The sequence below is a fragment of the Adhaeribacter sp. genome, from assembly GCF_057359045.1.
Map to the genome: position 1 here is coordinate 1 of NZ_JBMQUD010000035.1, position 13,618 is coordinate 13,618.

Here is a 13,618-nt window from a genome sequence, read left to right on the forward strand (position 1 = left end):
AATCTTTTTTCCCTCCATAATATATGAACCAGTCGGGTTAATTTTTCCACCTGCCCATATGATACAACAGATAGCAAAATCAGCACTAGAGTAAGGAAGGGTTTTGAATTCATTATTTTATAAATAACAGCTAACGGAACGAAGCTTTGTAAAGTAGCGGGATTTGAAAAATTGCTGCTTCAATTACTTCCTACCGTTGATTTATGTGTTGTAGCTTAAATGTAGTTTGTCAGCCGCTATTTTACAAAGCTTGTGTTGTGCGCTATTATTTTCCTAATGAATGGTTCAAAAAGTCACCTGCTACCACAGAATCGGCCCTGTAAACAGTGAAATCCTCGATTTTCTTTAAATCAATTGATACGCTATCTCCGAATCGTACATTTTTGACTTTTATTGCATCATTTCCAATAGTACCGTAAGCAATGTCACCCCTTAACGAGTAAACATCAATCCACATATGTTCTACTCCGTTCTCATCCGTAAAGCTTGCGTTTACAAAAAAGTCGAGACTATCATTTGTTGGTGTAAAAAGCTTTTTAAATGTTATGATTTCAGTTTGTGCCCTTTGAACAGCGTCCTGGTAAGGCGAATCTGTCACACGAATAGTTCTTGTATTAGTGTCCCGTTCCCAGTTATTTGTTGTTGCACTCCTGTTCTCACAAGCCAACAAGAAAAGTGAAAAGACTATTAAGAAAAAATATTTTTTCATTAGTAGAACTCTATAGCGCACAACGGTCTCGTGTAAAAGGTCGGCTGGGAGACTGAAACGCAGTTTCATGTCGGACGGCAGACCGCTTGCAGGCAGAGATGGAACGTCGGCCGGGATAAAACCAGCTGCCTTTTACACATTGTTAGGCTGCGTTATTCTCTTTCTTCTGCTGATTCCTTTTCTAGTTTTGGCCTGATTTGCGAAAAAGAGCCGCTAAACAGCCAATCGAAGTTCACTAAGTTTCTGTCCGTCCGTTTTTGGCCTGTTTTTCTGAAATCAGGTCGAAAACGCATTCCTGGAGTCGGGTTGCACACGTTGCCGATAAATTCTTTCTGCTCAAACGCCTGGCCAATTCCTCTTCTGCAACCTTTCCTGGTCGAAGTTGGGCGGCGATTTCAATTATAGTGAAGCTAATCTAATTCTTTTCTTGGCTTCTTTGGTCGGTTTTCCAACTCTTGCTGAATTTTCTGCTTCAAGTCCGACGATAGTTCTTTTAATGCAGCCTAACTATTATGTATACGTAATAATTACGTTTATATCGCCTTTAACAGCAGATAGAAACTATTAAATAAAGTATTAATAATCAAACTATTACCCTTAATTAAATTTTTCATATTCGTTTAACCAATTACGGTTACAGAATTTCTGGTTCTATTTTCTTTTGAAAAATTAATTTTTTTTCCAATATATTAAAAAAGCTAAATATCTAAACCGTCTAAGGGGCTAATTATTTTCTCTAAGCCGTGCTGGGTAATATGGGTATATATTTCGGTGGTTTTGCTGGAATTATGCCCCAATAGTGCCTGAATATACCTAAGATCGGTTCCCTGCTCTAATAAATGCGTGGCAAATGAATGGCGCAGGGTGTGTGGTGTAGCAGCTTGCTTAATACCAGCTTTTTGCAAAGCCGCCCGAAACACATTCCGAATACTTTCTACCGAATAAGCCCCACCATCCTGGCCTTCAAACAACCATACTTTCGGCTTATATTTCCTGTAATACAGCCGTAGCGCATCCAGCAACCGGGGCGATAATAAGGTAGTACGGTCTTTGTACCCCTTGCCCCCTCTTATCAGTAACAAACGCCGTTGCGACTGTACATCTGTGAGCTTTAGGTTTATCACTTCGCCAATACGTAGGCCCCCGGAGTAAAGCAATTGCAGCAAACAACGGTGCTTTAGATTTTCAGGTGCTTTCAGAATAGCGGCAACTTGCTCTTTGCTCAATACTTTGGGTAACTTCTTTTCTTGCGCTGGTCGGTTTACTTCGGCTAAACCCATGTCCAGTCGGCCCAACAGTTTACAATAATAGAACTTAATTGCATTAATTGACTGGTTAATATAAGTATACGACTGTCCTTTGGCCTGTAAGACCATGTGATACTGATTTACCTGGCCCGGAGTAAAGTTATTGATACTATCTAACCCCTGCGCGGCATAGGTATTCAGAAACCGGAGCAGCAGGGCATGATAGGTACGCATGGTCCGGCGGCTATAGTTCAGCAACTGCATTTTTTCCAGGTAAGCCAAAGGGCAGGGCAAAAAATGCGGCTCGGCTACAAATAGTTGCTCCCACAGCTTTTTAAGTAAGCTTAGATCTTTTACCTGTATTTGCTGGGATAAAGCCAGGTGCGCCAAAGGTATAAGCTCGGCTACGAGTAAATGAAGTTTGCCAGCCTCCGCCCAAGTCAGAAAGCAACCATAAGTACGGCTCCATTTTACTTGCCTGAGTTCTTTTAAAGCCTTATACAAGTTGCTTTCGGGTGGGTATAGTAGCCGCAGGTACGTTTTGCCTTCGTGTTGGAGCGGCACCAGCTTTACAAGTGGCTTTCCGGCAGGCTTCGGTAAAGAAGTTATTACATCAGAATTGCCCGTGGTTAATACAGTTTTGCTAGCCGGGAGCCTGCTTGGGCGGTGTAAATACCGGGTATTTACCGCCGCCACGCCTGCAAAATGGGCTAAGGTTTGGGCCAGCGCTTGCGGCGAATGGTGCATTACGTAGCATTTATACGTTTTGCTGTATTTAATCCAGGAAGCTGTTTTTAATTTCTGGCTGATGGCCGGTTGGGGTTTGTTCCAGCACTTTATAAACGATTTGCCCTGGTGCTCCAAAAAATTTAGATAAAGTATGGGTAAAGCAGATGGTTGCATACGTAACAACAGTATAACCTAAAGATACACCTGCCCCTAGTCATAGCTTTTCATATAAGCGTATATATCCGTAAATATCCGCTTATAAATTCGGCTAATATGTTATTATGGAAAGTAGAACTTCTGTTTGCCAAGTCTGTGGACAATCTATTGTAGGCCGCAGCGATAAGAAATTTTGTTCAGACCATTGCCGGGCCCAGGTGAATAATCAGAAGAAAAAAATGGATACCGGCGAGCGGTTAATTTTAGATATTAATCGTATTCTGCGCAAAAACCGAAGCATCCTGAAAACGTTGAGTCCGTTAGGTAAAACCACTACCCGGCAAGCGTACCTCGTGTTGCAAGGATTTGACTTCAATTATTTTACTCACCAATACCAGACCCGGCAGGGCAATATTTATAATTTTTGTTATGATTATGGCTATTTGCTATTGCCTGAAGAAAAAATATTACTGGTAAATTGGCAAAACTATATGGTGCCAAAATAAGCTAACTACCCGCTATTCTTGTAAAAAAAGAGCCGGTTAAAAAATTAACCGGCTCTAAGTATCACTACTTACTCCTAATCTTATTGAAGAAAATGTAGCATAGAAATATTCCGGTTACTGCAAAACCAACGCTTTAGCATTTAAATCTTTACTTTTAGAAACCTGCTCATTCGGATTTTTAAAATCTGCCTTTGCCAGCTTAACATTTTGGGTGAGTGGCCCCATCACCTTCACCACGGGCTCTTTGGTATTGGCGTAAGTTAAACCCTGGATGTCGAAATTTTTGCTGTTATAAATGGTCAGTGCCGAACCTTTTTCGGCCAGTATTTTTACATTTTTAAGTTTAATACCGTCAGCATCTACGGCCGAAATGCCTTTTTTTGCTTTTAAAGTGGCATTTTCGAGGCTCACGTTTTGCAGGTTCATTTCGGGTAAGCCCTGCAGCACCAAGGCCTGGTCGGCACCGGCTACGGTAATATTTTTCATGTAAATATTCCGGAACGAAGGCGTTTCTTCGGTAACGGGCACCAGTTTTTCGTTGCGGGCTTCGGTGCTGGCTTTTTGGTCGGCCTCGAGTACCGGCGAGTTGCCACCGTAAAATAAATTAAAACTAATGGCTTCGGTCGGGATATTGATCATGTCGATGTTCGAAATCCAGATATTTTCGACGAGGCCACCCCGCCCCCGGGTGCTTTTAAAACGCAAGCCAATATCGGTACCCATAAACGTACAATTAGATACGTGCACATTTTTAACGCCGCCCGACATTTCGCTGCCTACCACAAAACCGCCGTGGCCGTGGTACACCACATTATTTTTTACAATTACGTTTTCGGTAGGTATGCCACGCTCCCGGCCATCTTTGTCTTTACCCGATTTAAAACAAATGGCATCGTCGCCTACGTCAAAAATATTATCGTGCACCACCGCATTTTTACAAGACTCTAAATCCAGGCCATCGCCGTTTTGCGAAAACCAGGGGTTCCGCACATTCAAATTCCGGAGCGTTACGTCTTCGCACATGAGCGGGTGCAAATTCCAGGCCGGCGAATTCTGGAAAGTAGGCCCATCCAGAAGTACTTTTTTGCAGCTAATCAGGCTTACCATTACCGGGCGCATAAAATCTTTTACGGCTTCAAACTGTTCTTTCCGGGTAAAATTAGGCACGTTAAAATTATCTTTGGTGTCGCCATTTTTCGAAATTTCCGACGGATACCAGGTATTGCCATCGTCGCTTAATACCCCACCGGAACTTACCAGGGTTTTCCATTGCGCCGCCGTAAGCTTGCTTTTCTTTACCGGCCGCCAGGCCTCGCCGGAACCATCAAACGTGCCGCTACCGGTAATGGCTACGTTCTCCAGGTTTTTACCCGAAATAGGAGATTGGCAACGGTACGTGTTCAGGCCCTCAAAACTGGTTTGTACCAGCGGGTAATCGTTTAAATCTTTGCTGAATATAACCATTGAGCCGGCCTCGGCGTGCAGGTTGATATTGCTGCGCAGCACAATGGGGCCGGTAAGCCACAAACCACGCGGAATAACTACCGTACCGCCACCTTTAACCGCCGCAGCCGCAATGGCTTTTTCAAAAGCTGCCGTATTTTTGGTCAGGCCATCGCCTACTGCCCCAAAATCAGTAATCCGGATGGTATTATTCGGGATTTGGGGCTCTTTAACCCGTGGCATACTAAACTCCAGGCCGGTATATAAATCGGTGGTGGTTTGGGTCTGAGCAGCCGTAGCGGTGGCGGTAGTAACGGGGCTGGCCGCTGCAGTAGCCGAACTGGTGGGCTGCGGCTGACACGCCGAAAATAATAGTCCGGAAAGGGCGGTTAATACGCCTACCCGGTATAACTTTAAATTATCTTTACGCTGATTCATTATCTATAAAACTAAAAGGTACATTCTTTATTTTGAAGCCGGTAAACTGGCATTGCTATTACTTTCTACAGGTTCTACCCGGAACCAGTCAAAATCGGCAAAGCCAGAATCGTTGGTCTGGGATTCGCGGGTACAGAAAAGCCCCATTTTAGCCCCTTTCCAGCGGGCCACTTCGGCCGGAAATTCCTCGCCTACGGCGGTAAAGGTTTGGCCATCGAGGCTGTAAGCAAAGCGGCATTTTGCACCGTTGGTTACCTGCACCCGTAAATAAATTGTTGGGTTATTTACTTTCAATATTTCTTTTTCCATCTCGGGCAACCCTTTTACCGCGTCTTTCCCGAGGGTATACACCAGGTACAGGCCTTCTTTTTTATTTTTGAGCGCCAGGTTAGCATAACTAAAACCCATAATTACCAGGCCGGCTTTTTCATTTTCGAGTTTAGGATTGGGTTTAAAAGTAAGTTTAGTGGTGGCCATAAATTCATCGGCCGGAAATTTCTGCAACAACACATTGGGCGCTTCCCACAAGTTTTTGCTATTGGCCGGCAGTTTATCAGAATACAGACGCAAAGCCCCACTGGCCGGATTTACAAAGGCCCAGGTAGCTTTGGGGTTGGCTTGCCACTGCCACTGCAAACCCAGCGTTGTGCCGTTAAACTCGTCGGTTTCGGGGGGTGTTTGGCGGGGATACGTTTTTTTAACATTTGGTTTGCGGTAAACCAGCACCGGTTCGCCTTTACCATCGCCATTTTTATCTTCTCCAATAACTGGCCAGTCGTTTACCCATTGCATAGGCTGCAGATGCACTACCCGGCCGTATTGTTCTTTGTCCTGAAAATGCAAAAACCAATCTTCGCCGGTGGTGGTGGTTACCCAGGCTCCCTGGTGCGGACCATTTACCGGCGTATGGCCCTGGTCCATGGCTACCTGGCGCTCGTAAGGGCCGTATACCTGTTTACTGCGCAAAATTAATTGCCAACCAGTAGCTACCCCGCCCGCCGGGGCAAAAATGTAGTAATAACCGTTGCGTTTGTAAAATTTTGGTCCTTCAATGGTGGGGTCCAGTTCGTGCCCGTCGTACACAATTTTACCTTCGTCCAGGGTTTGGGTGCCGGTCGCATTCATTTTTTTTACGGCAATTATACTTTTTATACCGGCCCGACTACCGGCGTAGGCATACACCAAATAAGCCTGGCCATCTTCGTCCCACAAGGGACACGGGTCAATCAAACCTTTGCCTTCGGCTACTAAAATTGGGTCGGACCACGGGCCGGTGGGGTGTTTGGCTTTAGTTAAATAAATACCAAAATCAGGATCGGGGTAATAAATATAATATTCTTGTTGGTGGTACCGGATGGCGGGCGCCCAAACACCTTCGCCGTGGCGGGGTACGGCAAAATGCTCGAACGGCGGCTGCCGTTTTAAGGCATGGCCAATGAGAGCCCAGTTTACCAAATCTTTCGAATGCAGAATGGGCAAGCCCGGTACATCTTCAAACGATGACGAAATCATGTAAAAATCATCGCCTACGCGTATCGCATCCGGATCCGAGTAATCGGCGTTTAACACTGGGTTTTTATAAGTACCATTGCCCTGGTCGGCGACCCACACTTTAGAGACATAAGGTTCTGTTTGCGGCCCAACCGATTGTTTTAAGCTTTTTTTCTGGGCGTAAATGCTAAAGTTTAAACAGGTTAGTAAAGCAGGTATTAAATATATTTTTATCATGTAAATTAAAAGATGTCGGCTTCTATTTAAACGAATTTAGCGTTCCGTTTGGGTAGGATTCCATTCATTTTCGCGCCGGAAAATATTGCCTATGGTATATTTTTTAATTTCCCTGGCGGTTAAGCTTTGTGCCCATTTTACCCGGCCTGTTGGGTTGCCGCCCGCGCCGGTACTGCCGTATTCGGCGTAGAAAGCAGTATTTTCGTTCGCCGGGTTACGCCAGTTATCCCAACCAGCCGGTACAATGTGGCTGCCCATTTCGGTCCGGATAAAAACAGTTTTGGCAGCAGGACGCCAAGGCCGGCCCAGGTAAACTTTCTGGGCTTCGGGCGCCGCTGTAAGTTTGCAGTCTAAGAAAACGTAGCCAAACTTTTGCGCCGGGCTGGTAGCCGCTGCCGTTATGTAAGAATTGGCTAAACTGTGCACGGTGCAGTTCTGAAAAACCGCAGTGGCTTCCCCGAAAATAAAATCAGTAGTACCTTCGATGTAACAATTTTGGTAATATTGGCGGCTCCCGGTAGTAGCGGTATATAAAGTATCCTGGTTGCCCAACAGCCGGCAATTCCGGATAATGATCCGGTCGCCTTCTACGTGCAAGGCTACCGCCTGCCCTACCCGGCCCGCCGTGTTTTGAATGGTTAAATTTTCGGCAATAAAATCATCGCCCTGCACCAGCACGGTATAAGACGTAAAGGTCATGTATTTGTCGTGGCCAGAGACGTCTTTGCCGCCCGGGTAAGGTTTGCCAGTGTGATCGTTGTGGGTAATGATGGTATTTTCCGGGCTCTCGCCCCGTAGCGTAATTTTCTTTTTCCAGGAAGGTATAATAAGCTTTTCGGGGTAAATGCCTTGTTTAATATGTATGGTAACTTGCTCCTGCGATAAATCGCGTACCGCATTTACAGCTTCCTGAATGGTCTTAAAATTGCCGCTGCCATCCTGCGCCACCGTAAAGGAAGTTGGGTAAGTTGTAGCCTGCCCCAGGACCGGCCACCCACTCAGAAATAATAAAAAAGTTAAAATAAATTTATGCATGAAAATAGCTTTGGGCTAGTTCCCCAATATTAAAAACAGATTCAATCCAGCCTCATTCTTACATACCACCCTGGCATCAGGCAATATTTTCGCTGCCGTTTACCGCTGTTTAACTTACCTCACGAATCTCACCCAGGCTTTTGGCCCGAATATTTTACTTGACCACTTCGGTTGCGGCTAACATGGGCTGACCTCTTTTACAAAGCTGAAGTGCCAACCCCCAGGGGTCGCGTAGCATTATTAAATGTGAGCCATCTGGCAGTTGCTGGTCATTTTCTAGGGTGGCGCCAGCCGCCAGCAGCTTCTCTTTATCGGCGGCAGGGTTGGCCGAAACAAACGCCAGGTGCACCTGTAAAGGATTCATTTGCCGGTAAGCCGGTACTTCGTTCGCCGGGTTGGTATAAATTTCAACCATAACCCGGCCGCTGTCGTCGGCCATAAAAGTGGTATAAGGCGCCTCTGTACTTTGCCTAATTATTTGCAAACCTAAATTTTGATGGTACCAATCGGCCATAGCCAAAGGTGCCGATACGTTTAAGGCAAAATGCTCTATTTTCATAATTTTAGTTAGCTAAATATTTCCTCCCGAAAAACTCAGGAGAACTGCTTTTTAGACTTGGTTAGTATGTAATCAGCCGTTGAAATAATTACCGCGCCGGAGTGGTATACGCTACTCCCGGTTGCCAATCGCCGAGAACTTTTTCCGGAGTAAAAGCTTTTGCTTCTTCATCGGTGAGCTGTTTGGCCCATTTTACCCGTGCTTTGGCGTTAGCCCCCGGACCGCTACTTTTGTACTCGGCGTAAAAAGCTGATTTTTCGGCTTCGGGTTTGCCCCAGTTGTGCCAACCTTCGGGTTTTATCTGGTTACCTAATTTACAGTTCAGAAATAAGGTTTTGGCGTAAGGCCGCCACGGCCTGCCCAGATAAAAAGAGTTTTCGGGAGCACTGCCGGTTATGGTGCAGTTCCGGAAAACATAACCGTACGCCGCACCTGGCATTGTAGAAGCCGCCGTAATATACCCGCTTTGCTTTGTATAAATTTCGCAGTTATCGAAGTAAGCCGTAGACCAGCCAAAAATAAAATCGACGGTACCTTCTATGTAGCAATTCTGATAATATTGCCGGCTTTTTTCGCCGTAAGTATAAAGGGTATCCTGGTTGCCTAAAAACCGGCAGTTTTTAAAATAAACCCGGTCGCCTTCTATCCGTACGGCTACCGCCTGCCCCACCGGTCCGGCACTGTTCTGGAATGTAATATTTTCGGCCGTGAAATCGCTGGCAAAAATAAAAAAGCTGGAGGAACCGGTGGTGCCAATTTCTTCGCCAAAGCGGTTCTTTTTCTGGGCAAAATCGTCGTAGGTCAGAATTGTTTTTTTAACATCTTCCCCCATAAAAATTACTGATTGTTTTGAAGCTGGCAGTACCAGTTTTTCTTTGTACGTACCGTTTTTAATAAATATAGTAGTCTTGTTTTTGCGGAAATCGGGCACGGCATTAATGGCTTCCTGCACGGTCTTAAACGTGCCGCTGCCATCCTGGGCTACAATAAAATCGTATTTGGTTTGGGCAAAAACCGGGTTAAACAAGAGCCAGGCCAAACTAAATATCAAAATATTTTTCATGTTACTTTATTCTTTATCCTTTTTAATAAACCGGGTGGCCAAATCCAAGTTCAGGTTCTTTATTTCGGCGTAAACCAGTTGGGCCATTTTACGGGCACCTAATTCGTTAAAATGGGTATTATCGTCTTTACCGGCCGGGTAGTTGGGGTGTTCGCCGGGAGTAAGTTGCAGAAATAATAATTTCGAGTTTTCCGGCCCCATTTGCTTGAGCAAGGCCTGGCTTTTCAGGTCTAAATCAATAAAGGCTACTTTCTGATCTTTGGCTACCTCCCGTACCAGTTGTGAATACGCTTCGTGGGTACTTACAAGGTTGCCGGCCGCATCGAAACTGCGCCGGGCCACCGGGGTTAACAGAACCGGAATGACTTTTTTCTGCCGGGTTTCGGAGACAAATTTTTTAAGATTCGCTATAAATTCTGCTTCGGTGGCGTAGCTTTTTTTGGTTTTCACCTCGTCGTTGTGCCCAAACTGAATAAACACATAATCGCCCGCCTGCAGATTCTCGGCTACTGGTTGCCACAGGCCTTCGGCGATAAAGGTTTTGGTGCTGCGGCCGTTCTTGGCCCGGTTATCTATTTCAACTGATGCATCGAAAAAATAGACAAACGGCATTCCCCAGCCCGTTTCGGGGTAGGCCGCGGTTTCTTTCCGGGCCATGGTAGAATCGCCGATTAAATATACTTTTATCTTTTTTTGCTGAGGCCAAGTAAATGCCAGCAAAAAGCTGATGCTTAGAACCCCACCTAAAACCAAAAATAAATTTCTCATTTAAAATGCTATTTAGAGCTGGTTAAGCTATTTAAATACACTTCGATATTGGTATAATATTTATCTAGTTTAAAGCCTGAGGCATCATTCGGGTCCTGCGGATTTAGGTTATTTTGTTTTTCCCAGCTATCGGGTAAGCCATCCTGGTCAGCATCGGGAGGTGCGTCAGTTGTTTTAAGTTCGGGCCAGCCTCCCACGTCTTTTTGCGAATCGATAAGGCCATTTTTATTTTTACCGGCCTGGGCATTGTTATTTTTTACAGCCGCTACTATCCGGGCATCTACCGCATCGCGTTGGTAACTGGCTCCGGCCCCGGCCAGAACTGCTTCATAAGCTTGTAAAGCCGATTGCTCCGGTAACGACAGCACGGCAAAAGCCTGATTTACCTTAACCGAATCGGGATGTTCGCATTGTACTCCACCCGCCCAGTTATTTTCCGAAATTTTAGAGTTGCCCTCCACCACATTGCCGTTCACAAAGAACTTACCGTAGGGTTGGGAAGGATTAATTACCCGGTTTCTTTTACTTGCAACCGTAGCCGGACCCGGCTTTAAATAATTATTAACAATATTGTACCGGCCTCTTTCTCCGCCGTAAATATTGTTTTCGCCCCAATTATAAACCACATTATTCCGGAAATCTACCAGTTCATTGGGCGAGTTAGGCGTAGTACTGGACCCACTGAAACGGGGCGTACGGCTGTTGTGATTGGCAATCAGATTGTAACTAAACGTAGCTCCTTCGCCGCCCCAAATGCCACCATAACCGTGGTCGCCTTTTTCGTGTACCGAGTGGTTCAGGCTTTCCGAAATAATACACCACTGTAGCGTAAAATTTTTGTTCCGGTAAAACGAGGCGCACTCATCGGTGGCCCAGCTCATAGAGCAATGGTCGATAATAATATTCTGCTGGCCTTTGTTGCCGCTGAAAGCATCGGCTTGCTGCCCTTTTTCGTCGCCCATCCGGAAACGTAAGTACCGGATAATGACGTTATCGGCTTTAATGCTAACGGGGTAGTTTTTAAGGCAAATACCGTCGCCGGGTGCCGACTGTCCCGCCAGGGTTAAATCGCCATTGTTTATATCTAAAGGCGACTCCAGGGCAATGTTGCCGGAAATAGTAAATAAAATTATGCGGGCACCTTTTTTCCGGATGGCTTCGCGCAAGCTGCCCGGCCCGCTGTCGTTTAGGTTGGTTACCAGAATTACTTTGCCGCCCCGGCCACCGGTGGTGTATTTGCCAAAGCCTTCGGCTCCTGGAAACGCCAAAGTTTGCCCGGGGGCTGGCGTAGTATTATTTTCCGGTACTGGTTTGCTTACCGGCTCCGGGTTAAGGGCAATACTTTGGCCGGTTGGCTGGGCACAACTGCCCGAAGTAAGCGCACTTATTAATAACCAGCTAAAACCTAATTTATACTTAATTGCGTTTTGTAACATTTTATGCTTTCAGTACCCGCTAAAAAGCCGGGTAGTTACTAATCAATAATCTTTAATAGCACCCGAAATAAGTTAGGTGCGGCAAATAAAAATTGCGGCCATTTCGGGCCGCAATTTTTCTGATACTGGCCATTAACGAGTCCACCGCTGATCCCCAATTGCCCCACCCGTTTTACCAGCTGTTCTGAGTTCAGAATTAGCCGGCAAGGTAAAGTTAGTAGTGGCCGCTGTCCATCCTAAATCTATTGTTTTATTATTAGCTAACTGAACATAGTTTGGGAACGTGAGCGCCACAACTGGTGTAGCACCCGTGGTTAGGTTAAAATAATTGTTGTTCTCAAATTTCATTTCAGAACCCGTAGCAGCGGCCCGTAACAAAGATGCACCAACCGTTGCACCAGGCTTCGGAACATTGGCCAGGATACTATTCTGCATTGTAAAATTAACCGGGTTAGCATTGGCATCGAACAACACATTATTGCGGTTTTCAAAACCAAAATTATTAATGGTAACTTGGTTAATTAACACTGTTGGTTTCTGGGCCATGGTAATATTTGTACCCCACGAAATAAATGCCCGCGCCGTATTGTAAAACGTAGAATTGGTTAGTTCCAGAGTATTAAACTCCATTTTATCCAGAAGAATATAATTATATGTAGAGGCCCCGTTATCGTACGCCAAACAATTATTAAATCGGATAAAATCAATTTTATGCGCATTGTTACCACCCCGATTACCTCTAATCAAACAATTGGCAGTATTATGAATAACGGCATTTTCCACCAAGATTGATTTAAAAGTCGTCGCATCGGCTTCAGCATTTAATCCCGACAAATTAATAAAGTAGGAAGCATTACCGGGCCCGCCATCAAACTCAATTCCGGATATTTTTATCCCGGCACCGGTTCCTTTTAAGGTAAATTCTTTGAAGAACACCTTTGTATTATTGGGATTGCCCGATACCGATTGCAATGTTATAAGCTTTTCACTGATAACCGTAGCCGCACCAGAAAGGTCGTAAGTACCGGACTCCAAGCCAATTACATCATTATTAGTAGCAGTGTTAATGGCCGCCGTTAATTCATCGGCAGTAGCTACCGTGAGGGTAAAGATACTTGGCTCTTTGGTGGTGAAAGTAACAACTCCTTTGCTTTTGGTGTTCTGGAAAATTTCGGCGGAGTAATTTGTATTTGGAAGTAAATTGGTAAGTAGCTTTTGATTAGCAGCAATATCGGTTGCATTAACCGGTACTTCCACCGGAGCACTGCCAGACCGGGTTAACACAATTTTAGTTAAGCCGGCAGTAGGACGCCAACGAAGCAAAACGCTTTTATCTTTTAAATCAGCGCTTAAGATGGGCTGAAAAATCTGCTCTCCCCGAATCATAAAACCGGAACTTACCACCCATTTAGATTCAGGAATATTATTTGCCGGATTGGTTTTAACCCGGGCAAAATATTTTTGCTTTACCGCTATATTCTCATCAGTGATAATTACACCCGCCGTATCGGTAACTACTGTATACACTACCGGACTTTGAAAAAGTGTATCTGTGGTAACTTCTACGGTGTAAGAAACTTCGGCTGGATTTACGTATAAGGCTTCTTTCCAGGTAAGCTTAACGGTTGTTTCGGCCCCGGATGCCTGGATGGCTCCCGTTGGCATAAACATTCTGGCCGGTACAAATTTGTCGGTAGTATCTTCTTTACAGGCGTTTAAACCCAATAAAGTTAAAACAACTACCGGTGCCAGCAAATTTAGAATTTTATATTTTTTCATGATGTATTCGCTAATATTTTAA

At 45.1% G+C, this 13,618-nt stretch carries 11 protein-coding genes; 1 reads left to right on the top strand and 10 read right to left on the bottom strand.

Annotated elements, in window-relative coordinates:
• Positions 1 to 265 precede the first annotated feature (265 nt).
• Positions 266 to 709 (bottom strand): DUF2314 domain-containing protein, encoded by a 444-nt coding sequence (locus tag ACO1R6_RS05790; protein ID WP_486262979.1) that lies wholly within the window; start codon positions 707 to 709, stop codon positions 266 to 268.
• Positions 710 to 1,407: 698 nt separating this feature from the next.
• Positions 1,408 to 2,859 carry a tyrosine-type recombinase/integrase gene (locus ACO1R6_RS05795; RefSeq protein ID WP_486262981.1) on the bottom strand — a complete coding sequence of 484 codons (1,452 nt, stop codon included), beginning with the start codon at positions 2,857 to 2,859 and terminating at the stop codon, positions 1,408 to 1,410.
• Positions 2,860 to 2,966: 107 nt separating this feature from the next.
• On the opposite strand from ACO1R6_RS05795, the gene ACO1R6_RS05800 reads away from it, so the two are divergent.
• Positions 2,967 to 3,347 carry a DUF2116 family Zn-ribbon domain-containing protein gene (locus tag ACO1R6_RS05800; RefSeq protein WP_486262983.1) on the top strand — a complete coding sequence of 127 codons (381 nt, stop codon included), beginning with the start codon at positions 2,967 to 2,969 and terminating at the stop codon, positions 3,345 to 3,347.
• A gap of 114 nt (positions 3,348 to 3,461) precedes the next feature.
• Here ACO1R6_RS05800 and ACO1R6_RS05805 read toward each other — a convergent pair whose 3' ends face one another.
• The 8 genes from ACO1R6_RS05805 to ACO1R6_RS05840 all read right to left on the bottom strand — a co-directional run bounded on the left by ACO1R6_RS05805 (position 3,462) and on the right by ACO1R6_RS05840 (position 13,596).
• Positions 3,462 to 5,228 carry a glycoside hydrolase family 28 protein gene (locus ACO1R6_RS05805; RefSeq protein WP_486262985.1) on the bottom strand — a complete coding sequence of 589 codons (1,767 nt, stop codon included), beginning with the start codon at positions 5,226 to 5,228 and terminating at the stop codon, positions 3,462 to 3,464.
• 27 nt (positions 5,229 to 5,255) lie between these two features.
• The gene (locus ACO1R6_RS05810) at positions 5,256 to 6,956 is read right to left on the bottom strand and encodes a glycoside hydrolase family 43 protein (protein WP_486262987.1); all 1,701 of its coding nucleotides are present in this window, start codon (positions 6,954 to 6,956) and stop codon (positions 5,256 to 5,258) included.
• Between the two features lie 36 nt (positions 6,957 to 6,992).
• Entirely contained in the window at positions 6,993 to 7,991 is a 999-nt protein-coding gene (locus ACO1R6_RS05815; RefSeq protein ID WP_486262989.1) for a pectinesterase family protein, read from the bottom strand.
• 154 nt (positions 7,992 to 8,145) lie between these two features.
• Complete coding sequence (locus ACO1R6_RS05820) at positions 8,146 to 8,550, bottom strand: VOC family protein (RefSeq protein WP_486262991.1); 405 nt, start codon at positions 8,548 to 8,550, stop codon at positions 8,146 to 8,148.
• 88 nt (positions 8,551 to 8,638) lie between these two features.
• On the bottom strand, positions 8,639 to 9,613 hold the full coding sequence (locus tag ACO1R6_RS05825; protein ID WP_486262993.1) for a pectinesterase family protein: 975 nt from the start codon (positions 9,611 to 9,613) through the stop codon (positions 8,639 to 8,641).
• Between the two features lie 6 nt (positions 9,614 to 9,619).
• Complete coding sequence (locus tag ACO1R6_RS05830; protein ID WP_486262995.1) at positions 9,620 to 10,381, bottom strand: rhamnogalacturonan acetylesterase; 762 nt, start codon at positions 10,379 to 10,381, stop codon at positions 9,620 to 9,622.
• Between the two features lie 8 nt (positions 10,382 to 10,389).
• The gene (locus ACO1R6_RS05835) at positions 10,390 to 11,817 is read right to left on the bottom strand and encodes a pectate lyase family protein (RefSeq protein WP_486262997.1); all 1,428 of its coding nucleotides are present in this window, start codon (positions 11,815 to 11,817) and stop codon (positions 10,390 to 10,392) included.
• 132 nt (positions 11,818 to 11,949) lie between these two features.
• Positions 11,950 to 13,596, bottom strand: a complete 1,647-nt coding sequence (locus ACO1R6_RS05840; protein ID WP_486262999.1) for a DUF4957 domain-containing protein — start codon at positions 13,594 to 13,596, stop codon at positions 11,950 to 11,952.
• Positions 13,597 to 13,618: the final 22 nt, after the last annotated feature.

What these genes read in the sequence shown, in the direction of transcription:
- ACO1R6_RS05790 (WP_486262979.1), bottom strand. Translation starts at nt 709, where the DNA reads ATGAAAAAATATTTTTTCTTAATAGTCTTTTCACTTTTCTTGTTGGCT.
- ACO1R6_RS05795 (WP_486262981.1), bottom strand. Translation starts at nt 2,859, where the DNA reads ATGCAACCATCTGCTTTACCCATACTTTATCTAAATTTTTTGGAGCAC.
- ACO1R6_RS05800 (WP_486262983.1), top strand. Translation starts at nt 2,967, where the DNA reads ATGGAAAGTAGAACTTCTGTTTGCCAAGTCTGTGGACAATCTATTGTA.
- ACO1R6_RS05805 (WP_486262985.1), bottom strand. Translation starts at nt 5,228, where the DNA reads ATGAATCAGCGTAAAGATAATTTAAAGTTATACCGGGTAGGCGTATTA.
- ACO1R6_RS05810 (WP_486262987.1), bottom strand. Translation starts at nt 6,956, where the DNA reads ATGATAAAAATATATTTAATACCTGCTTTACTAACCTGTTTAAACTTT.
- ACO1R6_RS05815 (WP_486262989.1), bottom strand. Translation starts at nt 7,991, where the DNA reads ATGCATAAATTTATTTTAACTTTTTTATTATTTCTGAGTGGGTGGCCG.
- ACO1R6_RS05820 (WP_486262991.1), bottom strand. Translation starts at nt 8,550, where the DNA reads ATGAAAATAGAGCATTTTGCCTTAAACGTATCGGCACCTTTGGCTATG.
- ACO1R6_RS05825 (WP_486262993.1), bottom strand. Translation starts at nt 9,613, where the DNA reads ATGAAAAATATTTTGATATTTAGTTTGGCCTGGCTCTTGTTTAACCCG.
- ACO1R6_RS05830 (WP_486262995.1), bottom strand. Translation starts at nt 10,381, where the DNA reads ATGAGAAATTTATTTTTGGTTTTAGGTGGGGTTCTAAGCATCAGCTTT.
- ACO1R6_RS05835 (WP_486262997.1), bottom strand. Translation starts at nt 11,817, where the DNA reads ATGTTACAAAACGCAATTAAGTATAAATTAGGTTTTAGCTGGTTATTA.
- ACO1R6_RS05840 (WP_486262999.1), bottom strand. Translation starts at nt 13,596, where the DNA reads ATGAAAAAATATAAAATTCTAAATTTGCTGGCACCGGTAGTTGTTTTA.